We start from the raw sequence: 20,414 nt of genomic DNA, 5'->3' as shown, positions 1-20,414 counted from the left end.
AGGCGATGCGCCGGGCGCGCCGGAGCGTTCCGCCCGAGGCGGCGGAGACGCTGGCGGCGCGGCTGCGCGCGCGCGGCATCGCGACGACGGTGGAACATTTGCCGGACCTGTCGCACGGCGAAACTCTCGGCGCGTCGCTCGCCCGATTCCTCGCCGCCGGCGCGGCACCCGATACGGCGGACGGACCGTAATGCCATGCTGACGCTCTGGCTCACCGTGCCGGCGGGCTTGCTCGCGATCGCCGGCGTCGCCTTGTCCTACGTCGCCTCGCCGCAGCAGCAGTGGCGCGCGCAGGGATCGTGGCCGCGGCGCGGCCGGCCCTGGCTCGCCCTGGCTTGCCTGCTGGCGTCGCTCGCGCTGTTCCTGCCGACCATGGGGCGTGCCGCCGCGGTCTTCACCTGGCTGACCCTCGTCATGCTGAGCGGAACGGCCGCGCCGTTTTTCGGTGCCTGGCGCGGCCGCGTCCGCAGGCTGCGCGCATGAGCGCCGGCCGCCTGCAAAGCCGTCACTGGTTCGGCAAGACCTGCGCCGGCGCGCTGCTCGGCTTCGGGCTTGCGCTGGCTACGTCGGGACTGTTCGCCTGGCTAGGTCCCGGCGGCGTCGTGGCCGGCGACGGCAAGGTGCAGTTCGTCATGTGGCTGGTCGCACCGATCTGGACCGGCGTGCTGTCGTGCGTGTTCCTGTTCCGCGACAGCCGGCGCGCGTGGCTGTGGCTGGCAGCGGCCGACGCGATCGCGTTCGGCCTGCTCACGCTCGCGCGCAGGACCCTGGGCTAGGCGATGAAGATCCGCAGCGACATCGTCAAGGTCTACAAGAACGTCCACATCTGGGTCGGCATCGTGGCGGGGCTGATGCTGTTCATCGCGTTCTACGCCGGCGCGATCACGATGTTCGAGAAGCCGCTGGAACGCTGGGCCACGCCGCCGTCGGTCCTCTCCGCGCCGCCGCCGCTCGCGCGGACGCCGGAACTGATCGCCGCAGTGCTCGCGGCGCATCCGGAAGCCGCCAAGGCGTATTCCGTCGTGATCGAGCCCACGCCCGAATTGCCGGCCCGCGTGGTCTGGCGCGTGCGCGGCGAGAACCGCCGCCAGTCCGTCGACTACGGCGCGAGCTTCGCCGCCGACGGCAGCCTGCAGGTGGAACGGCTGCACCGGGCGCGCGTGGCGCAATTCATCGACGCCTTGCACCAGTCCTTCGGCCTGCCGTTTCCGGGCGCGGTCGCACGGCCGCTCATGGGCATCGTCGCGCTGCTGTACGCCATGGCCCTGGTCTCCGGCACGATCATCCTGCTGCCGACCTTCGCCGCGGATTTCTTCGCGCTGCGCATCGGCCGGAGCATCAAGAGGCTGTGGCTCGATGTACACGACGCGCTCGGCGTCGTCAGCCTGCCGTTCCATCTGATCATGGCGCTGACCTGCGTCGTCTTCGCGTTCCACGATCCGTTCTACGCCGCGCAAGCCCGGGTCGTGTATCCGCACGGCATCCACTGGCACGAGGACGCGCCGGCAGCGGCGCCGCCGGCGCAATGGCTCCCGGCGTTTGCGACCTCTGTTGCCGCCTGACATCACGGCATCTACTACGGCGTGTTCGTGCCTGCATGGCCTGGGCGCTGATCCGCGGCGCCGCACGCGGTGCCAGCGAACTGCTGCTGGCGGCCGCCGTGCCGACGGCGCTGATACCGTCGGGCAGCCTGGGCCGGCGTGTGGGGCGTCGCCGGCACCTGGAATCACGGCGGCGCGAGCGTGGCGGTCGACCTGACCGCGCTCGCCGCTGTACCGCTGCTGCTCCTGCTCGCGCGGCAATCGCGCCGGCGTTGGCGCGGCGGCCATGCCGACAGCATCTGGTCGGAGGCGGCGACCGCGCGGCGGGAGCGGGCGCGGACGGCGGATACGATGGCAGCCGCGGATTCCGCCACGACAAATACGCAGAAAAATCCTGCAAGCGCGTAGCGGAAAACGCGTGAAATTCCTGTCAAAACCGCTTTGCAAGGGGACAAAACGCTGTTAGTGTAAAAATCAACTTCGGCTCCGAGGGGGAGGGGCGGACATGCACGGCACACACCGCGTCGCCACACCGAGCGACCGCGCCCGCATCCAGCGGCATCGCCGGAATCCCGTCGTTTCGCCGGCGACCGCCGCCGCGGGGTTCAGAACGCTCGCAGTTCTCCTATTCCTGTTCGCGGCGAGCGGCTGCGCACGCGCGCCGGCACGCGATGCGGGGCATTCCTCCGCCGCGTACGAAGCGGCGGCGGCCGCGCAATGGACCTATCCCGAAGGCCCGAGCTGGGGCGAGTCCTGCGCCAAGCTCCCGCCGCCGCAGCAGTCGCCGATCGATCTGACCAAGGTCACGACGACGGCCTGGAACGCATCGACCGTGATCACGCAGGCCACGTTCGACAGCCACGATCAGAACGTCGTATTCCAGGCCGCATTGGGGCCTTCGGTCGCGATGACGCCGGGCGTCGACGATGCGACGCGGCCGTACGTCTACACCGTCGCCGGATTCCACTTCCACTACCGCAACGAGCACGTGGTCGCCGGCAATCCGGCCTACGAGCTGCACATCAAGACCACAGACGCGTACGGCGGCACCGCGGTCTTCGCCGTGCTCTGGACGGCCGACGACACGGCCGGCGACGACCCGACCCTGACCGCGGCCTACCAGGCGCTGAGCGCGCCGCCGAACTCGATCGCCGCGCTGGATCTCGGTCGCGTGCTCTGGCGCTTCGGCCAGCAGCCGTTCTACAGCTACGTCGGATCGCTGACCACGCCGCCGTGCACGACGGGCATCCGCTGGTTCGTGCTGCAGACGCCGGTCCGCACCTCCTCGGCGATCATCGGCCGGCTCAATGCAGCGCTGATCGCAAACGGCATGCCGCGCAACAACGTACGCACGGTCAGGTCCGTGGCGCAGCCCCAGCCGGTCGTTTATCTCGTGACGCCGAAATAACCCCCGCCGGAGCGATCGCCGGCCTCACGACCACAGCACGACGTGTGGCGGCTTGCGCGGCGTCGGACTCAGGGCTGCCGGATTTGCCGGGGTGCCGACGATGACCGGCGATACGGCGGTGAAACCGGCCGGCAATCCGACGGCGCGTTTCACCGCGACGTCGTTCAAGGCGTCGACGGCCAATCCGATGACGCAGCTGCCGAGCCCCTCCGCATGCGCCGCCAGCATAAGGTTCTCGGCCGCGAGCCAGCAGTCTGCGTCCGTGAACCGGCCCGGCGCCTCGGTGCCGATGACGATCAGTGCCGGCGCGTTGTAGAAAATGTGGAAATCTTCGGCCGTGAACGCCGCCATCGCGTCGTGCGGCAAGCCGTCGGCGCGGGCCGACATCGCTGCCTTGGCGCAGGCGGAAATGCGGTCCAGCAGGGCCCGCTCGCGGATCACTGCGAAGCGCCAGAGTTCTTCATGCAGGGCGGTCGGCGCGCGCACGGCCGCCTGCAGCAGCCGCTCGAGCTGCGTGTCGCCAGGCACCAGGGCGGCGTAGTCACGCACGGCGCAGCGGCCGGCGATCGCCTCGTGCACACTCATGTGCCGGTCGGAATCCGTCATGGTCCACCTCTCCGATCGGTCAATGCTGCAGGAGCACGGGCATCCGCGCCTGCGCCAGTACTGCGCGCGTCGCGCCGCCGAGCACCCATTCGCTGAAACGGCTGCGGCCGTAGGCGCCCATCACGAGCAGGTCGGCGTCGACTGCGTCGGCTTCGCGCAGGATGGCCTCGCCCGCATCGCCGGGCGCCGCATCGAGCCGATGCAGTTCGTGCGTCAAGCCACGGCGCTCCAGGTAGTCCGACATGGATTGCAGCGCCAGCGGCGGCTGGACCGCGGGTACGCGTGCCTGCAACAGGATGCGACGGCGCGCGTGCTGCAGTAGCGGGCGCGCGGAACGGATCGCACGCGTGCCTTCCGCGGCGCCGTTCCAGGCCATGACGACGGTGTCGAGCTTGAGGTGTTCGACGTCCGGCGGAACCACGACGCAAGCCTGGCGCAGGCCGAGCAGCAGCTCGGCAAGGCCTCCGGGCGATTCCCAGGTGCTCTGCGCATCGGCTCCCATCACCACGAGATCGTGCCACGGCGCAGTGGCGGCCAGCATCTGAGGCAGGCTTCCCTGGGCTGCGCGCCACTGTGCCTCGTGCACGCCGAGATCGCGGGCCCAGCGCTGAAAATCGGGACCCGCGCGCTTGGCCGTATCGAGCATCTCGCGCAGGAACTCGATGACCTCGGCAAGCATTCCCGGGGACGCTTCCTTGGGCGCGGCGGTCAGCGGCTCCAGGGCATAGAGCCCGGTGAGAGACCCCTGCACGAGCGCGGCCAGCTCGGCGGCATAGCGCGGGCTGCCTTGCCACGAATGCACATGACGCACGGGAGCGAGGATATCGAGCATGGCGGTGGCCTCGTCTGAATGGGCATAGCCTGCGCGGGACGCGCCGGCGACGGCTTGACGCAGATCAAGCCGCCCACGATCGACGCCTGCGTCGTATTGGCGTGCGCCAGGGCTGCGCGCGGACGCGGAGGTCGCCGGCCGACGGCGAGAGCCGCGGTCGCCGACGGCGCGTGACTAGCCCAGAATGACTTCCGTCACTTATTGGTGTTGTAGATCACTAACACACTAAAGCTCCCAACGAGAGGAGCGCCGCATGAAGACGAAACTGCTGTCCCTGAGCCTGCTGGCCGTCGCCCTGGTCGGTCCGTCCACCTTGCTCGCCGCCGCGGAATCCGCGCCCGTCACGGTCCGCGCGGCCAGCCTGAACGCGCCGGATCCGGCCATGGAAATCAAACACCTGGCCGAGCTGTTCCGCGCCGGCGACCTGGCCGGCCTGGCCCAGGGACTGACGCCGCGCCGGCAGTGGGACCAGGCCCGCGCCGCCTACGAGCTGCAGCGCAACAAGCCGACGAGCGATGCCGAGCGCGCCCGCTTCGCCGAGAAGATGCAGCAGTTCACCGCGCCGGACGCGGTCGACCAGCTGATGGCCAAGCTCGAGCCGGAGCTGGCCAAGGCCCGTCCGCAGGCGGCCGGCATGCTGCTGATGGGCATGGGTGCGCTGAGCGTCGCGGTCAACTCCTCGGAGACGAAGCTGACCGACGCCCAGCGCGAAGCTCTGCGCGGCGCGTTGCCCGGCATCCAGCGCTGGGTCAACACGACCGACTTCTTCAGCGTCGCCTCGCTGCGCCGCTCGCTGACCGTGCTGACCGACGCGGCGCGCCGCACCGGCATCACCGACGTCGACCAGCTCAAGGCGCTGCCGCTCGAAGGCGTGCTCGAACGCGCGGGGCCGATGCTGACCGCGGCCAAGGAAGCCGTGCGCACCTACGGCATCGATCTCGACGCCGTCGCCGACTCGCTGCGCGTCGACGTGCTCGAACGCGGCCAGGACACCGCCCGCGTGCGCACGACGATCACCGTGTTCGGCGCGCCGGTCTGGGCCGAACACGATCTGGTCCTGATCGACGGCCACTGGTACGGCAAGCACGTGCAGGTGGATCTCGACGACGTGACGGATCTGCAGGGCTGAGCGGCGAGCGCCGAAGCATCGGGAGCCGCAGCGCTGCGCGTCCGGGACGCAGCGCTGCGCGAGCCGTCGCCGGCCGGCGGCGCGAACTGCCGGCAAGCGGTACCGGTTCTGTCGATGCCTGGTCGTATCGCCTCAGTCGAAGCCGGCGGCGAAGATGGTGTCGTCGACGACGCAGGCCGGGTTGGACTGGGCGAGGCTGTTCATGCGCGCGAGCATCCGCGCCGGCACGCGTTCCGGCGCCACGCCGTAGGGATGGCCGTTGCCGAAGCGCAGGCTGATGTTGGACAGGCCCGGCGACAGCAGGTGGCAGTAGCTCATGATGGTGCCGCTGCCCTGGCCGGCCGGTCCCGGCAGCGACGTCGGTCCGCTGTAGCAGCCGGTCTGGCCGGCCTGGGACGCGGAGCACTGGTCGACCGGATTCGCGTTGCCGCCGATGCCGCCGTAGCAGTGCGTGTGCGGCGAATTGAAGTTGTGGCCGATCTCGTGCGACGACGCGACGATGTCCCAGACCACCTGCGGGTTGCCCGCGTTGAAACCGCCGCTGATGTTGCCGGTGAAGCCGTAGTCGCCGCCGACGGGCAGGGTGCCGCTGCCGAAGCTGCAGCCGGAAACGGCGGAATTGAACGGCCCGGAGCACAAGGTGCCGAGCCAGGCGACGCCGCCGCCCGTCGTGCGGCCGCTGAGCATGTGGGCGAACGTGCGCTGGACGCCGGTCATGTTCGCGTTCCAGTAGGAGCCGAACTCGTACAGGCTGCAGTTCGAGGTCGTCTCGTTCCACGGATCGGATGCCGTGGTCCAAAGGCGCAGGAACGAGATCTCGATGCGCGTGTCGATCTCGGCCACGTACTTGGTCGAGGCATAGGCCATCAGGTCGCCGACGTAGCGCGTCGCCGTCGTCGCGTTGTTGAAGCGCTGGTAGAACTGGTAGTCGGTTTCGATGGCCGCGCGGGCGCGATACGGCAGCGTCCCCTGGGGCGACGACGGCGACGCCGATCCGGCGACGGCCTGTGCATCCTCGATCAGGCGGCGCGCCTGGTCCAGGTCGTCGGTACCGCACTGGAAGCCGCCGTCCGCGCGCGGCGCGTCGGCGTCGATCGCGACGAGCCGCAGTGCGCCGCCGGCGCTTGCATCCAGCGAAGACGCGCTGCCGTCGGCGTCGACGAGGCCGCGCGCGCTGCCGTCCTCCTCGACCGCGAGGAACGCCGCGGCGCCGGTCTCGACGACGGTGCCGCCGTAGTAGCGCGTGCGCGGCCGCGGCAGCTGCCGCACCTTGCCCTGGCCGTCGTCGGCCAGCAGCTGCGTGTTGCGCGCGAACACCTCGAAGCGACGCAGATCCAGGGTGACCGTCGTCGTGCCGGCCTTCACGCCGGTCAGGCGCACGGCGCCGGCGCGGTTGCCGCCGTCGCGCAGGAATGCGGTGGCGTCGACGTCCCGCGCCGCGGCGGCGCCGGATGCGAGCAGTAAACCCAGCAGCGCGCCGCGGCGCGCGATTTTCCGGCTCATCGCCGACTCCCGTTCGATCGCTGCCGCCGATGGTAAGCAAACCGCGAGGCGGGTTGCGTGACGAGGACGTTCATCCTGTTCGTTTTCCTGTCCTGGGAACCGCTTCGACGGGCCTGGTCTTTGGGGTCGGTCCAGGCGTGGGCGGCCGCCGGTGGTCCGCGCACGACCGGACCTGGCCGATCGCTCGGCGATGACCCGGGCCCGCATCGGCAGAACCTGACGGTTCCGGTCCTGTAAGTTGCTACTTGCAATCATCTGCGCGGCGCGTATAGTTGCGCCATGCAACCAAAGTCGAGCAGCCGGAACAAGCCTTCGTCCAGACTGTGGGCAGACGCCGAGGCCCTGAATGCCGCGCTGGCCGATCTCGTCCGCGTCTATCAGTTCCGCGATCGCGACCGCATCTGCTGCCATGACATTTCTGTCACGCAGTGCTATGCGCTCGAAGCGCTCGCCGACAAAGGTCCCATGCGCAGCCAGGTGCTCGCGGCGCTGCTGCTGCTCGACAAGAGCACGACGACCCGCGTGATCGATGCGCTGGTGCGCAAGGGCTACGTCGAGCGCCGCACCGACGAGAACGACGCCCGCGCGCTTTCGCTGCGGATCACGCCGAGCGGCCGTTCTCTGTACGACACGATCAACCGCGAGCTCGTCGCTCAGCAGGCGGAAATGCTGGCCGATATCGATCCGCAGGTTCGCGCCAGCGTCACCGACGTGATCCGGCGCCTGGCCAAGGCCGCCGAGGCGCGTTTCGTTTCCGGCGTCAGTGTCGGCGGCTGTGCGCCTTCCTGCGGTACATCGAACGGCGACTGACCTTTAGCTTTTGTCCATATGGTTGTTACTGACAACACAATGAGCGCGCAGATTTCCACCCGGGCCGCCGCCTCCTCCGATGCGTCACGGATAACGGCCATCTACAACCAGGGCATCGCCGCGCGCAGCGCGACGTTCGAAACCCGGCCGCGTCGTATCGAGGATCTGCTGCCGCGGATCGCGGACGATCGTTACCCGCTACGGGTAGCGATCGAGACGGACGGCGCGGTCGTCGGCTGGGCCGGCTTGAGCAGCTATCGCAGCCGCGACTGCTATGCGGGCATCGCCGAGTTCTCCATCTACGTCGATGCATCGGCGCGCGGCCGTGGCGTCGGTCGTGTCCTGCTGGACGACCTGGTCGATGCCGCCCGCAGTGCCGGATTCTGGAAAGTCGTGTCGCGGGTTTTTCCGTTCAACGCGGCCAGCCGGGCGCTGTGCCGTGCCTGCGGATTTCGAGAAGTCGGCGTGTACGAGAAACACGGCCGGCTCGACGGCCAGTGGCTCGACGTGGTCATCGTCGAACGCCTGATCCCCGAAAACCTCGCCGGTGCCGCCGGCGACACATCCCCCTGATGCGAGGTGCCGCATGTCCCGTTCTTTGCCAGTCGTCATCATCGGTGCCGGCCCCGTAGGCCTGGCCGCCGCCGCCCATGTTCGCGCGCGCGGCTTCACCCCCGTCGTGCTCGAGGCCGGCGCGCAGGTCGGCGCCGGCATTCGCCGGTGGTCGCACGTGCGCATGTTCTCGCCGTGGGAATACAACATCGACGCACGCTCCGCCGAGCTCCTGGCCGCGAACGGCTGGCAGCCGCCCGACCCGACGCATTTCCCGACGGGGCGCGAAGTCGTCGAGCAGTATCTGGAACCGCTCGCCGCCACGCCGGAGCTTGCGCCGCAGATCCGCGTCGACGCGCGAGTCACCGGCGTGACGAAACGCCATCGCGACCGCATGAAGAACGCGCAGCGCGATACCGCACCGTTCGTGGTCCGGTATGTCCAGGACGGCGAGGAGCGCGAGCTGCAGGCCGAGGCCGTGATCGACGCCTCCGGCACCCTGTCGATCCCCAATCCCGTCGGCGCCGCCGGTCTTCCGGCGCTGGGCGAACGCGCCGCGGCCGCGCACCTGGCCTACGGTATTCCCGACGTGCTCGGAACGGCTCGCGACCGCTATGCCGGCAAACGCGTGCTCGTGGTCGGCAGCGGCCACTCCGCATTCAACGTGCTGACCGATCTGGCACGGCTGGCCCGGACTTCCCCGGGCACGCGCATCCACTGGGCCGTGCGCCGGCCTTCGTTGCAGCGCATCCTCGGCGGCGGCGAAAACGACCAGTTGAAGGAACGCGGCCGGCTGGGCGTGCGCATCGCGCGCCTGGTCGAGGCGGGCGTCGTCACGGTCCATGCGAACGTCCACGTCGATCGCATCGAACGGTCGGACGCCGGCTGGGTCGCCTGGAGCGACGAGGCCGCACTGCCCGCGGTCGACGAGCTGATTGCCGCCACGGGTTTCCGGCCGGATCTGGGCATCCTCGACGAAGTGCGGCTCGACATGGATGCCGGCACGCAGGCGCCGTCCGCGCTGGCGCCGCTGATCGATCCGAATCTCCACAGTTGCGGCAGCGTGCGGCCGCACGGTGCGATCGAACTCGCGCATCCCGATGCGAACCTCTACATCGTCGGCGTGAAGAGTTACGGCCGCGCGCCGACGTTCCTGTTGCTGACCGGCTATGAACAGGTGCGTTCCGTCGCCGCGGCGATTGCCGGCGACTGGGAAGCGGCCCGGCGTGTCGAGCTCGTGCTGCCGGAAACCGGCGTATGCACTACGCAGTTCGCCGATGGCGAGCAGGCGGCCGCCGCCGCCTGTTGCGGCGGTCCCGCATCGTCCGGCGTCTCGGCGTGCTGCGTTGCCGATGCGGATGCGAAGGCCGGCGGTCTGGCCGGCTGCGGCTGCGGTTCTGCGCCGACGATCGCGCCGGCCGTCGCCGCCGGGGTTCCGGCCCGATCGTCCTGCTGCGGCCAGGTGCGCGCATGATCCGGCCGCGCTGTTCCGTCGTCTGGATCCCGGACGCGATCAATTAGCGTATTGTGGTTTTTTTAACTATGCATCACCGCTCATGCCCGTGCCCGTGCGGGACGAATCCGGACGTCGAACGCCACGATCGCCGGCGTGTTTCCGGCAAGGCTGGCCGTCAACGCCGCGTTGGCGGCCGCAGTCGGACGCCGGTTCGGCCGGGGCCGTGCCATCGATGTGTGTCACGGGTCGTCCGGCGGTGTCGTCGGGCACACTGATCGTCTTGCCTCGCGTCCCGGCCGGTACCCGGTGGTGCGTGGACCGGCACGCGGTCAGTCGCCGGCATCGGGCGCTGCGCGGAGCGGGCCGACCGGCGAGCGGTGCCGCGGCAAAGCGAGCGAGACGAGCGCCGCCGCGCCGACCAGCGCGGCGGCGATCCAGAGGCAGGGAACCAGTCCGCCGGCCTGGAAGACGGCGCCGGAAAGCACGGTGCCGAGCAGGCGTCCGGCCGCATTGGCCATGTAGTAGAAACCGACGTCGAGGGATACGCCGTCCTCGGCGGCGTAGCTCACGATCAGGTAGCTGTGCAGCGACGAGTTGACGGCGAACAGCAGGCCGAAGATCGCCAGGCCGGCCGTCAGCACGACGGTCGCATCGGCCGAGTGACTCAGCAATACGGCCATCGCCGCCGGTGCGGCCGCCAGGACGGCCGCCCACGCAAACGCGCTCCTGCCATCCGGGACGCGGCCGCTGCGGTGGCCCGTGACATACGGAGCAAGCGACTGCACGATGCCGTAGCCGATCACCCAGCTCGCGAGAAAAGCCCCGATGGCCCAGTCGCTCCAGCCCAGCGTCGTCGCGAGAAAGACGGGAAGCGCGACGACGAACCAGACGTCGCGAGCCCCGAACAGGAACAGGCGTGCCGCGGACAGCAGGTTGACCGCGCGGCTCTTGGAAAACAGATCGCGGAACTTCGGCTTGTTCTTCGCCTTGCCCAGGTCGCGCTGCAGCAGGATCAGGCTGGCCGCCCACACGAACAACAGGGCGGCGGCCATGGAGGCGACGGCGGCGCGAAAGCCGAAGGCCGCGAGCAGCGCGCCGCCGAGGAAGAAGCCGGCACCCTTGAGCGCGTTCTTGGAGCCGGTCAGCGCGGCCACCCACCGATACAGCACGCCCGGACTGTCGCCCGGTACGAGCAGCTTGATGCTGCTCTTGGCGCTCATCTTGTTCAGGTCCTTGGCGATGCCGGACAGGGCCTGCGCCGTCATGACCCAGGGCACCGTCAGGCCGGCTGCCGGCAGGGTCAACATGCCGAGCGCGACCACCTGCAGGGCCAGGCCGGCGTTCATGGTGCGGTTCAGGCCGATGCGCGCGCCGAGCCAGCCGCCGACCAGATTGGTGACGATGCCGAAGATCTCGTAGAACAGGAACAGCAGCGCTACCTGCAGCGGCGTGTAGCCCAACTGGTGGAAATGCAGCACCACCAGCATGCGCAGCGCGCCGTCCGTCAGCGTGAACGCCCAGTAGTTGCCGGTGATCAGGACGTACTGGCGGAGCGCGGCGGAGCGGCCGACTGCCACGAGCGTCATCGCCTCGCTGCGCCGACGAGGCGTACGAGTTCGGCCGTCCGGTTCACGTAGCCCCATTCGTTGTCGTACCACGCGTAGATCTTTACGTGCGTGCCGTTCACGACCATCGTGGACAAGGCGTCCACGATGCCGGAGCGCGGATCGCCGCGATAGTCGATCGATACCAGCGGACGTTCCTCGTAGCCGAGGATGCCGCGCAGCGGACCGTCGGCGGCGGCTTTCAGCAGCGCGTTCACTTCACCGACGTTCGTCGGCCGCTCGACCTCGAACACGCAGTCCGTGAGCGACGCATTGGTCAGCGGCACGCGCACGGCATGGCCGTCCAGGCGTCCCGCGAGCTCGGGAAAGATCTGCGCGATGGCGGTGGCCGAACCGGTCGATGTCGGAATCAGGCTCGAACCGCAGGCGCGCGCCCGGCGCAGGTCCTTGTGCGGCGCATCCACGATGACCTGCGTGTTGGTCAGGCTGTGGATGGTCGTCAGGCTGCCGTGGCGGATGCGCAGGCCTTCGTGGATCACTTTCACCACCGGCGCGAAGCAGTTGGTCGTGCACGACGCCGCGGTCACGATTCGATGAACCGCCGGATCGAAGCGCTCGTGATTGACGCCGACCACGCAATCGAGCACGCCGGCTTCCTTGACCGGCGCCGTCACGACGACGCGTTCGACGCCCTGATCGAGGTAGGGCCGGAGCAGCTCGCTCTTGCGGAACTTGCCCGAGGCCTCGATCACGACGTCGCACGACGACCAGTCCGTGTCGGCGATCGCCTTGCTGCGCGCGACCGGAATGCGCCGGTCGCCGATGAGCAGGGCGTCTCCGTCGGCGCGCGCCTCGTGCGACCATCGGCCATGCACCGAATCGAAGTTCAGCAGGTGCGCCAGCGTGGCGGCGTCGCCGGCCGGCTCGTTGATCTGCACGAACGTCAGGTCGGACGACTCCCAGGCCGCCCGCAAGCTCAGCCGTCCCATGCGGCCGAAGCCGTTGATGCCTACGCGTATCGTCATCGTGATTCCTTGGCTCCGCAGCAATGGGTGAAATCGAAGCACCGCCGCTAGGGCTGGCTCGTCGCCTGCCGGGCGATGTCGCCGAGTCGCACGCGCAACGCCATGCGGTCGAGCGAATCGGCCTTGAGCTCCGTCAGCAGGGAGATGCGTTGCTTCAAAACGTACATCGCGTCCCGAAACGCCGCTTGCCGGACGAGCAGCGGGCCGTCGACGGCGGCGGGATCGGGAATGCTCCAGTGGCCGGTGACGGGGTGCCCGGGCCAGACCGGACACGGCTCTCCAGCGGCCCGGTCGCACACGGTGATGATGAAATCCATTGCCGGAGCCTCGGGCGCGGCGAACTCATTCCAGCTCTTGCTGCGCAGGCCGTCCGTGGGAAGACCGACGCTGCGCAGGAGCGCCAGCGTCATCGGATGAACTTCCCCACGCGGGTTGCTGCCGGCGCTGTACGCCTCGAAGCGCCCGCGCGCCAGCCGATGCGTCAAGGCTTCCGCCAGGATGCTGCGGGCCGAATTGCCGGTGCACAGGTACAACACTCGATACATTTGCTGCATGGCGTTCTCCGATGTTCCGCACGAGCGCCAGTGGTCAGCGCCTGTCGTACCAGCACCGCGAAGCATTGATACCGCGAACGACGGTCAGCATCACGGGCACCTCGATCAGCACGCCGACGACGGTCGCGAGCGCGGCGCCCGAATGCACGCCGAATACGCTGACGGCCGTCGCCACGGCGAGTTCGAAAAAATTGCTGGCGCCGATCAGCGCCGACGGACCGGCCACGCAGTGCGCCACGCCGAGACGGCGGTTGAGCCAGTAGGCGAGGCCGGCGTTGAAATAGACCTGGATCAGGATGGGAACCGCGAGCATCGCGATCACGACCGGCTGCGCGACGATCTGCCGGCCCTGGAAGCCGAACAGCAGAATCAAGGTCAGCAGCAGTGCGACGAGCGACCACGGTCCCAGACGCGCGAGCAGCGCCTGCAGCGCGCGTTCGCCGCCGCGCCGCAGGACCGCCCGCCGTACCGTGACGGCGACGAGCACCGGGACGACGATATAGAGTGCGACGGAGATCAGCAGTGTGGCCCACGGAATCGTGATCGAGGACAGACCCAGCAGCAGGGCGACCAGCGGAGCGAACGCCACGACCATGATCGCGTCGTTGAGGGCGACCTGGCTCAGCGTGAACCTGGGTTCGCCACCGCACAGATTGCTCCAGACGAAGACCATCGCGGTGCAGGGCGCGGCCGCCAGCAGGATCAGCCCGGCGATGTAGGCGTCGATCTGATCGGCCGGCAAATAGGCTGCAAACACATGACGGATGAAGATCCAGCCGAGCAGCGCCATCGAGAACGGCTTGATCGCCCAGTTGACGAATACCGTCACGCCGATGCCGCGCCAATGCCGGCGCAGGTCGCCCATCGCACCGAAATCGACCTTCAGCAGCATCGGGATGATCATGATCCAGACCAGCACTGCCACCGGCAGGTTGACCTTGGCGAGTTCCCAGGCGCTCAACGTCGCAAAGACGCCGGGCAACGCGTAGCCGAGCGCCGTTCCCGCGGCGATGCAGGCTGCGACCCACGCCGTGAGGTAGCGCTCGAAAATTCCGAGTCGCTCCGGCGGCGCGGGGACGCTGGACATGGCGGCGCTCACCGTGCGGCCCCGGCGGGAATGGGGTACTGCTCGGCGATCGCGTCGACGGCGGCGCGAAGCGCCTCGGCGTCCATCGTTTCGACGGGCGCCGCCGCGAGCGCCCTGACGCGCGCCGTGATCAGCGCATGCGTGTCGGCGAATGCCCGGGCCACGTCGGCCGCATCGCCGGGTGCGTGGGAAGGGTCCGGCAATCCCCAGTGTGCCCGGACGAAATTGCCGAAGAACACGGGGCAGGGTTCCTGCGCGGCGCTGTGGCAGACCGTGATGACGAGATCCACCGGCGTGGCGCCTTCAGCAGCAAACCGGTCCCAGGACTTGCTGGCAAGGCCATCGGTCGCGATCCCGGTCCGTTGCAGTTGCGCAAGGGCGTCGGGATGAACCCGCCCGGCCGGCCTGCTGCCTGCGCTGTACACCTCGAAACGTCCGGCGCCCCAGTGTCGCAAGGTGGCTTCACACAGGATGCTCCTCGCGGAGTTGCCGGTGCACAGGAACAGGACCCGCAGAGGATGATGCGTCGCGACGGTGTTCATTGAGGCCGCGCCATCTTGCGCTTCACCGTCGGCACCGGCAGTGCGACGGGTCCGGGAGCGCACATTTCGGGCCTGCCGCCGCAGCAGGTCTCGGTCAGGTAGCCGACGATGGCCTGGATCGTGGCGAGGTTGGCGGTGTAGCGGACGAAGCGGCCTTCCTGCCGGCTTTCCACCAGTCCGGCGTGGTGCAGCTCTTTCAGATGGAAGGAGAGTGTCGCGCCCGGTAGTCCGAGTGCTTCGCCGATGGCGCCGGCATGTGCGCCGTCGGGGGCGAGTTCGACGAGGCGGCGGAAGATCGCGAGGCGCGAGTCGTGCGCCAGTGCGGCAAGGGCCTTGAGGGCGGCTTTCGTTTCCATTGTTCGATTATTGTGGAAAAGACGGAAGCGCACAAGCCGTCGCGCGGGACCTCGCGAGCGGATGACGGGAACGTCGCGCCACACGGGCGCGGCGCTTGCCGCACCGCAACGACGGACTCCGGGGGGCGATTGACGGAACGCGACGGTTGCGCCCGGGACGCGGCGGATCGGTTCGGCATCGATCCACGCTCCGGAGGGCGCCGCGGTTCCCGCGGCGGTGCATCGCCGGTAGAGTCCGGGATGCGGCTTTCGGGTGCTCGCGAACGCGAACGCTTCGGCTGCGCGCCAGAACTGTCATGAGGGCGGCCGATGCTTTGCCGGCCGGCCATCGGACGAAGGAGAGTGGAGATGCAGCGATACCTGATCTCGTTCGACGACGGAACGATGGTGATTCCCGAAGAGGATCTCCCGGCCGTGGGCGAGGCGGCGCGCACCGTCGTGCGCGAGGCCAAGGCAGCCGGCGTCTGGATCTTCGGCGGCGGTCTCCTGAGCCAGCGCGCGAGCATCGTCGCCGCCGACGGTTCGGTCGCTGACGGGCCTTACCCGGAGACCAAGGCGGTGCTCGGCGGCTTCTCGATCCTCGAGGTGCCGTCCCGCGAAGAGGCGTTGAAGTGGGCGGCGAAGCTCGCCGCGGCCTGTCGCTGCGCCCAGGAAGTTCGCGAGATCATGTTCGATCCCGAGTCCTGACCGCGAGCCGGGCGAAGAGCCGCAGGCCACCGTCGTCGACGGCAATTCCGGCCGCCGGCGCACCGATGAGCCGCGAACCCCTGCCTTTGCGCTAAGCCGAATCGGCACCGCATCCGGCGCGTGCCCCGGATGCGGCAGTTTGCCAACTGCGCATTTCGCGGTCTTGTGGACGCAGCGCCGCGACCCGCGGCCGGACTGCGTCCGGCGGCAAGGCTCATCATCGACAGGGGACAGGATCATGAAACGAACGTTGGGCGGATGGACGGGCGCGGTGCTGCTGGCCACCGTGACAGCGACTGCGGCGGCGGACGCGCCGGCGCCGGAAGCGGCGGCGCTGTGCCCGCGCCTGGGCTGGGGCGAGTTCCTGCCGTCGTTTCTCAAGGCGAAGACGGTGTTTCCGACCGACGACACGCCGATCGGCGCGGTCGACTGCCAGTTCCATCAATGGTCCTGGGAGGCCTTCGTCTGGGCGACCGCGCTCGATGCGCACGGCGTGCCGCGCTTCCTCGGCCTGCCGACGATCGGCGATCTGACGCGCGGCCGTTCCGTCGCCGGTCCGCGCACGCTGACCCTTGCGACGCGCGGCCTGCACGGACGCGGCGGAGCGATCGAGGGCACCGGCGCGATCGTCGAGGCCGACGGCAACATGCTCGTCGCGGCGAACGGCTATCCGGTCTACGCCTCGGTGCACATGAACGACAGCTATTTCGACACGGTCCGGCGCAACCGCGTCGTCACGGGCGACTACGAGCGCAATCCGGATTCCGACTACTTCGGCGTCGGCGCGGCCGTGTTCAAGGCCACCTGGCTGCGGCTCGAACCCGGCCAGGCCGCGCCGGACGGCGCGTTCGTGACCAAGGCCCAGGTGCCGGTGCTGACGACGTTCCTGACCGCCGACAACACGCTCTATGTCGCGCCGGACGGCGCGACCGTGACGGTCGATGTCGCGCTGCTCGGGCTGCACGTGGTAGGCCAGACCATCAACCACCCGGAATTCCTCTGGGCGACCTTCGAGCACAAGGACAATTCGCCGCGCTTCAAGGACGGCACCTTCGATCCGACCTCCGGCGCGAGCGATCCGCGCAGCTATACGCTGTATCGCGGCGGCACGCCGTACGACCGGGCCAACCAGCCCAGCACGCAGACCACGGCGAGCAGTACGAGCACGGCCTCGCCGCTGTCGGCACCCGGCACGACCGTCACGACGACGACCACGCTCGTTGCGGCGCCCGCGTTCACGTTCGATCCGAAAACGCAGAAGTTCTCGCCCGTCAGCAATGCGGTGCTGGCCAACCGTACCGGCGGCGAAACGTTCTCGCCCGCGGGTCCGGCCAATATCGACGCCGTCAACGCGGCCGCGCACACGGTGTTGCAGCAGCAGTCGCCGCCGCAGCGGCGTTTCGCGAACTACGACCTGATCGGCACCGTCTGGATGCAGCCCGGCACGTTCGGGCTGACGAGCAACCAGAGCACCGCCGTCGGTTCGGTCAACCTCGCCAACGTCACCGCCGAAACCTTCGTGCAGAATTTCACCGGCACGACGACGCCGTCGACGGTCGGCAACTGCTTCTCCTGCCACAACGCGACGACGTTCCAGGACGTCGCGCCGATGCCGAACCTCAAGGCGCGCCGCATCGCGATCAGCCACGTGACCGCCGCGGGTTCGCTGTACGCCGTGCCGAACCTGCTGTCGGTGAATCCGCCGCTGCCGCCGGCCGTCGCGCCGGCGCAGACGCCGTAACGCGCGATGCAACCGGCCAGGTGTGCTAGCGGGTGCGGCGGACCTTCGGCTTGTCTTTCATGAACGTCACCGTCGCGCCTTCCGGCAGTCGCGCCTTCAGCGACTCGAGCAGGCCCTTGGATGCGGCGTTCAAATGCCTGGCGGCGTCGCGGCCGACCGTCGGAATCAGCGCGTTCAGGCTCGCAAGCGCCCTCGCGTCGGGCAGCCAGTCGGGTGCCTTGCCGTCGATCTCGAACGGCGGAAACGGATCGTCGCGCCACCGGTCCCACGGCCAGCAGGGGATGTGGAAACAGATCAGGCGCCCGGGGAGGAACGGCGGCCGGCCGGGCAGGCGAAGGCAGATTTTCATGCACATGGCGGACTCCTTGACGAGTGGTCGGGCCCCCGTCGCACTCGCAAATCGAGACGGGTGCCGTCATACACGTGCATCGGAGATCGCCGATCTCGCATTCCCGACACGGCCGCGACGGCCGCCGCCGCGCGGCCGATCGGTGGGGCTGCCTCGACCTTGGCGCTAGCGCTGATCGAGCTCGTGGTGGATCAGCACTACGCACTGCGAGGCGAACAGCATCTTCGATCCGAGCGAAATCTTTTTCGCGCCGAGACGCTCGAGGCTGTGGAAGGTCTTTTTCGGCATCGGGATGTGGTCGGTCAGCAGGAAGCACGGCTGGTCGTCGAACGCCTGTTCGCGCATCGGCGTGCCCTTGCGATCCATGACGTAGAGCTGGCACGTTTCGGCCAGCTCGGCGACCAGCCGCTCGAAGCTGATCGTGCGCACGATGACGCCGGTTTCCACGGGGCGCGTGTCTTCCTTGCCCATGCCGCGGGATGCGTCCAGCGCCTTCGCGACCTTGCCGAGCAGCGACTGCTCGTGGAAGCCGCCGATGTCGTGCATCTCGTTCGCGTCGAAACGGATCGTGCGGGAAAAATCGGCGGTGCTCTCGAGCACGAGATACACGACGACGTCGTCGCGGTGCGACTGCGCGATGAAGATCGCGTTCATCAGGGTATGCGCGAGGATTTCGGTATGCGCTTCCTGGCCGACCGAGGCCAGCAGTTTCGCGCTGTCTGTCGGCGCCGCGCGCGCTCGGAGTACGAAGGTTCGCATGCTTCGGTGTCGGTCGTTGGTTCTGCCGGGGCGGGAGAATACCCAACCTCCGCCGAAAAGTCGGACCCGGCCGGTGAATGGCGGCGGCCGGCCCGGAGGGCCGGATGCAGCGGCAGACCAGCCCCGGCCGGTGACGAACCGCGTCGGCGTGTCGACCTAGTGAGAGAAACCGCACGCGCGGCGCACCTGATCCGCAGCGGCGTTCTGTCCAAGCGACCGGCGGAAGGAGGGGTCATGAACGGTACTTCGGGCGGCAGCATGCTCGCCAACCTCTACAGTTACGAAATCGTGCTGCTCGCCCTGGGCGTGCTGCTGTTTCTGGTCGGTCTGTGGGCCCTGGTCCGTTGCGTGCGCAAGAGCTCCGTGGCCAACGGCGGGATCGGCGTCACCTGCGCCCTGATATCGCTGCTGTTCATCGGCTATCCGAGCCTCCGCAGCTTCAGCATCAAGAACGAGTTCCTTCAGCTCGAGGCGCAGTTCGCCGACGGCAAGACGCCGAACCTGAGCACGCAGCAACAGCAGGACGTCCTGGCGACGATCGAGACGCTCGCGCCCCGCGCGAGCACGCCGGAGCAGAATGCGGTCATCGCCAACGCCTATCGCGGCGTCGGCGCCGTCGACAAGGCCTACGCGATCGCGGAGAAGGTCGACGCGTCCGACCCGCCGCCGGCAGTGAAGAGCGCGCTGGCTCCGGTGTTTGCGGCCAAGCTCAGGCAGGCGGTCGAAGACGTGCCCGTAACGCCGGGCGCAGCCGTCGATTCCGGCAGGGCCGCGCAGATCGAAAGCCTCGTCAAAAAGCTCGACGTGCCTGCCGCAGAGCTGCCGGCGCCGACGCGCGTGACGATCGCGAAGGGTTACGTGGTGCTCGGCAAGGAAGCGAGCGCCGAAGCGAATATCGCCAAGGCGCAGGCGATCAAGCCCGACGTGCGCGTCGATCCTCGCCTGCTGGAACGGCTCAATCGCGCGCCGGCGCTGGACGACTGACGAGGGCCAGACGATTCCGGCGGCGTGCCGGCAACGGGAGAGTGCAATGAGCGTACTGAAGAAGGGCGACACCGGCGTCGCGGTCCGTAATCTGCAGCGGCAGCTGGCGGACCGCGGTTACCCGTGCGTGGCGAACGGCGTCTTCGACGCGGCGACGTTCGCCGCGGTCCGGGCATTCCAGTCGCAGAACCTAGACCAGCACGGCCAGCCGCTGGTCGTCGACGGCAAGGTCGGGCCGCTCACGCAGTGGAGCCTGACCCACCCGAAGCCGGTGATCGCGGCTCCGAGTGCGGTCGACTACACCCGGTTGCCTGCCCGGGGCGGCAGCACCGCCGGCCGCGCGGCGCTGGCTGCCGCGATCGGCGAGATCGCGCAGGGTGCGCGCGAGATCGGTGGCGACAACCGCGGTCCGTTCGTGCGCAAGTACTTCGCGCCGGTCGACGGCGGCACCGGCGATCCCTGGTGCGCGGCGTTCGTGAGCTGGTGCTTCTACACCGCCGGCGGCAGCCGCCTCGACCGCATGCCGTTTCCGTATACGGTCGGTGCGCGCGGCGTGCTCGCCGAATTCAAGCGGCGCGGCTGGGCCCATGCGCCGGGCAGCGGCTACGAGCCGGTGCCCGGCGACATCGTGGTCTGGTGGCGCGTGAGCCTGGACGGCTGGCAGGGCCATATCGGCCTCGTGCACTCGGTCAAGGACGGCATGCTCTACACGATCGAAGGCAATCGCAGTCCGCAGGTGCAGGGTTTCTCGTACGTGTTGAGCCGCATGGACAAGCTGCTGGGGTTCGGGCACGTGCCTTGAGCTCACGACGCGCCGCCGCGTGCGCGGCGACGCGTCGCCAGGGCGACCGAGACGCGGCACGCACGGGCACGCCGTGGAGCGTGCCCGCGATCGCGCAGCGCGCGCCCGAGCATCCGCCGGGCGCTG

General features: G+C 69.0%; 24 protein-coding genes and 1 pseudogene. 14 read left to right on the top strand and 11 right to left on the bottom strand.

The genetic code is table 11. The features are described 5' to 3' along the window. The 6 genes and pseudogenes from NON22_RS07450 to NON22_RS07425 all read left to right on the top strand — a co-directional run. Nucleotides 1-191: pseudogene (locus NON22_RS07450) on the top strand (hypothetical protein); the annotation flags it as partial. 4 nt (nt 192-195) lie between these two features. Next, the gene (locus NON22_RS07445) at nt 196-483 is read left to right on the top strand and encodes a hypothetical protein (RefSeq protein WP_257386303.1); all 288 of its coding nucleotides are present in this window, start codon (nt 196-198) and stop codon (nt 481-483) included. Then, complete coding sequence (locus NON22_RS07440; RefSeq protein WP_257386302.1) at nt 480-776, top strand: hypothetical protein; 297 nt, start codon at nt 480-482, stop codon at nt 774-776. Before NON22_RS07445 ends, NON22_RS07440 begins: the two co-directional genes overlap by 4 nt. 3 nt (nt 777-779) lie before the next feature. After that, complete coding sequence (locus NON22_RS07435) at nt 780-1,562, top strand: PepSY-associated TM helix domain-containing protein (RefSeq protein WP_257386301.1); 783 nt, start codon at nt 780-782, stop codon at nt 1,560-1,562. Between the two features lie 180 nt (nt 1,563-1,742). After that, on the top strand, nt 1,743-1,949 hold the full coding sequence (locus tag NON22_RS07430) for a hypothetical protein (protein WP_257386300.1): 207 nt from the start codon (nt 1,743-1,745) through the stop codon (nt 1,947-1,949). Between the two features lie 97 nt (nt 1,950-2,046). After that, nucleotides 2,047-2,949: a carbonic anhydrase family protein gene (locus NON22_RS07425; RefSeq protein WP_257386299.1), complete on the top strand. Its 903-nt coding sequence runs from the start codon at nt 2,047-2,049 to the stop codon at nt 2,947-2,949. Nucleotides 2,950-2,973: 24 nt separating this feature from the next. On the opposite strand, the gene NON22_RS07420 is transcribed toward NON22_RS07425, so the two are convergent. After that, on the bottom strand, nt 2,974-3,555 hold the full coding sequence (locus tag NON22_RS07420; protein ID WP_257386298.1) for a nitroreductase family protein: 582 nt from the start codon (nt 3,553-3,555) through the stop codon (nt 2,974-2,976). Nucleotides 3,556-3,574: 19 nt separating this feature from the next. Beyond that, nucleotides 3,575-4,387, bottom strand: a complete 813-nt coding sequence (locus tag NON22_RS07415) for a universal stress protein (protein ID WP_257386297.1) — start codon at nt 4,385-4,387, stop codon at nt 3,575-3,577. Nucleotides 4,388-4,640: 253 nt separating this feature from the next. On the opposite strand from NON22_RS07415, the gene NON22_RS07410 reads away from it, so the two are divergent. Further along, a complete protein-coding gene (locus tag NON22_RS07410; RefSeq protein ID WP_257386296.1) occupies nt 4,641-5,516 on the top strand; it encodes a hypothetical protein in 876 nt (291 codons plus the stop codon). A gap of 132 nt (nt 5,517-5,648) precedes the next feature. Here NON22_RS07410 and NON22_RS07405 read toward each other — a convergent pair whose 3' ends face one another. Further along, entirely contained in the window at nt 5,649-7,019 is a 1,371-nt protein-coding gene (locus NON22_RS07405; RefSeq protein ID WP_257386295.1) for a M12 family metallo-peptidase, read from the bottom strand. 279 nt (nt 7,020-7,298) lie between these two features. On the opposite strand from NON22_RS07405, the gene NON22_RS07400 reads away from it, so the two are divergent. The 3 genes from NON22_RS07400 to NON22_RS07390 are packed head-to-tail and all read left to right on the top strand — an operon-like array spanning nt 7,299 to nt 9,855. Beyond that, nucleotides 7,299-7,829, top strand: a complete 531-nt coding sequence (locus NON22_RS07400) for a MarR family winged helix-turn-helix transcriptional regulator (protein WP_257386294.1) — start codon at nt 7,299-7,301, stop codon at nt 7,827-7,829. A gap of 39 nt (nt 7,830-7,868) precedes the next feature. Then, nucleotides 7,869-8,402, top strand: a complete 534-nt coding sequence (locus tag NON22_RS07395) for an arsinothricin resistance N-acetyltransferase ArsN1 family A (RefSeq protein WP_257386293.1) — start codon at nt 7,869-7,871, stop codon at nt 8,400-8,402. Nucleotides 8,403-8,415: 13 nt separating this feature from the next. Then, complete coding sequence (locus tag NON22_RS07390; protein WP_257386292.1) at nt 8,416-9,855, top strand: NAD(P)-binding domain-containing protein; 1,440 nt, start codon at nt 8,416-8,418, stop codon at nt 9,853-9,855. Nucleotides 9,856-10,166: 311 nt separating this feature from the next. Here NON22_RS07390 and arsJ read toward each other — a convergent pair whose 3' ends face one another. From arsJ to NON22_RS07360, 6 genes are read right to left on the bottom strand one after another with little or no spacing between them, the layout of a single operon-like run. Then, nucleotides 10,167-11,423, bottom strand: coding sequence for an organoarsenical effux MFS transporter ArsJ (gene arsJ / locus NON22_RS07385; protein ID WP_257386291.1), 1,257 nt, complete (start codon nt 11,421-11,423; stop codon nt 10,167-10,169). After that, nucleotides 11,420-12,427 carry an ArsJ-associated glyceraldehyde-3-phosphate dehydrogenase gene (locus NON22_RS07380; RefSeq protein ID WP_257386289.1) on the bottom strand — a complete coding sequence of 336 codons (1,008 nt, stop codon included), beginning with the start codon at nt 12,425-12,427 and terminating at the stop codon, nt 11,420-11,422. The genes arsJ and NON22_RS07380 overlap by 4 nt, the downstream gene beginning before the upstream one ends. A 47-nt stretch (nt 12,428-12,474) precedes the next feature. Next, the gene (locus NON22_RS07375; RefSeq protein WP_257386288.1) at nt 12,475-12,981 is read right to left on the bottom strand and encodes an arsenate reductase ArsC; all 507 of its coding nucleotides are present in this window, start codon (nt 12,979-12,981) and stop codon (nt 12,475-12,477) included. A gap of 34 nt (nt 12,982-13,015) precedes the next feature. Then, nucleotides 13,016-14,068 carry an ACR3 family arsenite efflux transporter gene (arsB, locus tag NON22_RS07370; protein ID WP_257386287.1) on the bottom strand — a complete coding sequence of 351 codons (1,053 nt, stop codon included), beginning with the start codon at nt 14,066-14,068 and terminating at the stop codon, nt 13,016-13,018. 8 nt (nt 14,069-14,076) lie between these two features. After that, nucleotides 14,077-14,610 (bottom strand): arsenate reductase ArsC, encoded by a 534-nt coding sequence (locus NON22_RS07365; protein WP_257386286.1) that lies wholly within the window; start codon nt 14,608-14,610, stop codon nt 14,077-14,079. Beyond that, nucleotides 14,607-14,966, bottom strand: coding sequence for an ArsR/SmtB family transcription factor (locus NON22_RS07360; protein WP_257386285.1), 360 nt, complete (start codon nt 14,964-14,966; stop codon nt 14,607-14,609). Before NON22_RS07360 ends, NON22_RS07365 begins: the two co-directional genes overlap by 4 nt. Before the next feature lie 348 nt (nt 14,967-15,314). On the opposite strand from NON22_RS07360, the gene NON22_RS07355 reads away from it, so the two are divergent. Further along, complete coding sequence (locus NON22_RS07355) at nt 15,315-15,653, top strand: YciI family protein (RefSeq protein WP_257386284.1); 339 nt, start codon at nt 15,315-15,317, stop codon at nt 15,651-15,653. Between the two features lie 238 nt (nt 15,654-15,891). Next, nucleotides 15,892-17,394 carry a hypothetical protein gene (locus NON22_RS07350; protein ID WP_257386283.1) on the top strand — a complete coding sequence of 501 codons (1,503 nt, stop codon included), beginning with the start codon at nt 15,892-15,894 and terminating at the stop codon, nt 17,392-17,394. A gap of 25 nt (nt 17,395-17,419) precedes the next feature. Here the strand turns inward: NON22_RS07350 and NON22_RS07345 are convergent, their stop codons facing one another. Together NON22_RS07345 and trmY are read right to left on the bottom strand one after the other, a co-directional pair. Further along, a complete protein-coding gene (locus tag NON22_RS07345) occupies nt 17,420-17,743 on the bottom strand; it encodes a hypothetical protein (protein WP_257386282.1) in 324 nt (107 codons plus the stop codon). 165 nt (nt 17,744-17,908) lie between these two features. Continuing rightward, nucleotides 17,909-18,502, bottom strand: a complete 594-nt coding sequence (gene trmY, locus NON22_RS07340) for a tRNA (pseudouridine(54)-N(1))-methyltransferase TrmY (protein ID WP_257386281.1) — start codon at nt 18,500-18,502, stop codon at nt 17,909-17,911. Here trmY and NON22_RS07335 point away from each other — a divergent pair. Further along, entirely contained in the window at nt 18,422-19,486 is a 1,065-nt protein-coding gene (locus NON22_RS07335) for a hypothetical protein (protein ID WP_257386304.1), read from the top strand. The two genes, trmY and NON22_RS07335, sit on opposite strands and share 81 nt — an antisense overlap. 46 nt (nt 19,487-19,532) lie before the next feature. Beyond that, complete coding sequence (locus NON22_RS07330) at nt 19,533-20,288, top strand: CHAP domain-containing protein (RefSeq protein WP_257386280.1); 756 nt, start codon at nt 19,533-19,535, stop codon at nt 20,286-20,288. Nucleotides 20,289-20,414: the final 126 nt, after the last annotated feature.

Origin of the sequence: Tahibacter caeni (genome assembly GCF_024609805.1) — a bacterium.
Taxonomy (GTDB): Bacteria; Pseudomonadota; Gammaproteobacteria; order Xanthomonadales; family Rhodanobacteraceae; genus Tahibacter; species Tahibacter caeni.
Note: the sequence above shows the minus strand (reverse complement) of the source record. Positions and strands in the feature narration are given on the sequence as shown.

Bases quoted from the DNA above. Each gene is read 5' to 3' on its own strand.
- NON22_RS07445 (WP_257386303.1), top strand. From the start codon at position 196: ATGCTGACGCTCTGGCTCACCGTGCCGGCGGGCTTGCTCGCGATCGCC.
- NON22_RS07440 (WP_257386302.1), top strand. From the start codon at position 480: ATGAGCGCCGGCCGCCTGCAAAGCCGTCACTGGTTCGGCAAGACCTGC.
- NON22_RS07435 (WP_257386301.1), top strand. From the start codon at position 780: ATGAAGATCCGCAGCGACATCGTCAAGGTCTACAAGAACGTCCACATC.
- NON22_RS07425 (WP_257386299.1), top strand. From the start codon at position 2,047: ATGCACGGCACACACCGCGTCGCCACACCGAGCGACCGCGCCCGCATC.
- NON22_RS07420 (WP_257386298.1), bottom strand. From the start codon at position 3,555: ATGACGGATTCCGACCGGCACATGAGTGTGCACGAGGCGATCGCCGGC.
- NON22_RS07415 (WP_257386297.1), bottom strand. From the start codon at position 4,387: ATGCTCGATATCCTCGCTCCCGTGCGTCATGTGCATTCGTGGCAAGGC.
- NON22_RS07410 (WP_257386296.1), top strand. From the start codon at position 4,641: ATGAAGACGAAACTGCTGTCCCTGAGCCTGCTGGCCGTCGCCCTGGTC.
- NON22_RS07405 (WP_257386295.1), bottom strand. From the start codon at position 7,019: ATGAGCCGGAAAATCGCGCGCCGCGGCGCGCTGCTGGGTTTACTGCTC.
- NON22_RS07400 (WP_257386294.1), top strand. From the start codon at position 7,299: ATGCAACCAAAGTCGAGCAGCCGGAACAAGCCTTCGTCCAGACTGTGG.
- NON22_RS07395 (WP_257386293.1), top strand. From the start codon at position 7,869: ATGAGCGCGCAGATTTCCACCCGGGCCGCCGCCTCCTCCGATGCGTCA.
- NON22_RS07390 (WP_257386292.1), top strand. From the start codon at position 8,416: ATGTCCCGTTCTTTGCCAGTCGTCATCATCGGTGCCGGCCCCGTAGGC.
- arsJ (WP_257386291.1), bottom strand. From the start codon at position 11,423: ATGACGCTCGTGGCAGTCGGCCGCTCCGCCGCGCTCCGCCAGTACGTC.
- NON22_RS07380 (WP_257386289.1), bottom strand. From the start codon at position 12,427: ATGACGATACGCGTAGGCATCAACGGCTTCGGCCGCATGGGACGGCTG.
- NON22_RS07375 (WP_257386288.1), bottom strand. From the start codon at position 12,981: ATGCAGCAAATGTATCGAGTGTTGTACCTGTGCACCGGCAATTCGGCC.
- arsB (WP_257386287.1), bottom strand. From the start codon at position 14,068: ATGTCCAGCGTCCCCGCGCCGCCGGAGCGACTCGGAATTTTCGAGCGC.
- NON22_RS07365 (WP_257386286.1), bottom strand. From the start codon at position 14,610: ATGAACACCGTCGCGACGCATCATCCTCTGCGGGTCCTGTTCCTGTGC.
- NON22_RS07360 (WP_257386285.1), bottom strand. From the start codon at position 14,966: ATGGAAACGAAAGCCGCCCTCAAGGCCCTTGCCGCACTGGCGCACGAC.
- NON22_RS07355 (WP_257386284.1), top strand. From the start codon at position 15,315: ATGCAGCGATACCTGATCTCGTTCGACGACGGAACGATGGTGATTCCC.
- NON22_RS07350 (WP_257386283.1), top strand. From the start codon at position 15,892: ATGAAACGAACGTTGGGCGGATGGACGGGCGCGGTGCTGCTGGCCACC.
- NON22_RS07345 (WP_257386282.1), bottom strand. From the start codon at position 17,743: ATGAAAATCTGCCTTCGCCTGCCCGGCCGGCCGCCGTTCCTCCCCGGG.
- NON22_RS07335 (WP_257386304.1), top strand. From the start codon at position 18,422: ATGCGCTTCCTGGCCGACCGAGGCCAGCAGTTTCGCGCTGTCTGTCGG.
- trmY (WP_257386281.1), bottom strand. From the start codon at position 18,502: ATGCGAACCTTCGTACTCCGAGCGCGCGCGGCGCCGACAGACAGCGCG.
- NON22_RS07330 (WP_257386280.1), top strand. From the start codon at position 19,533: ATGAGCGTACTGAAGAAGGGCGACACCGGCGTCGCGGTCCGTAATCTG.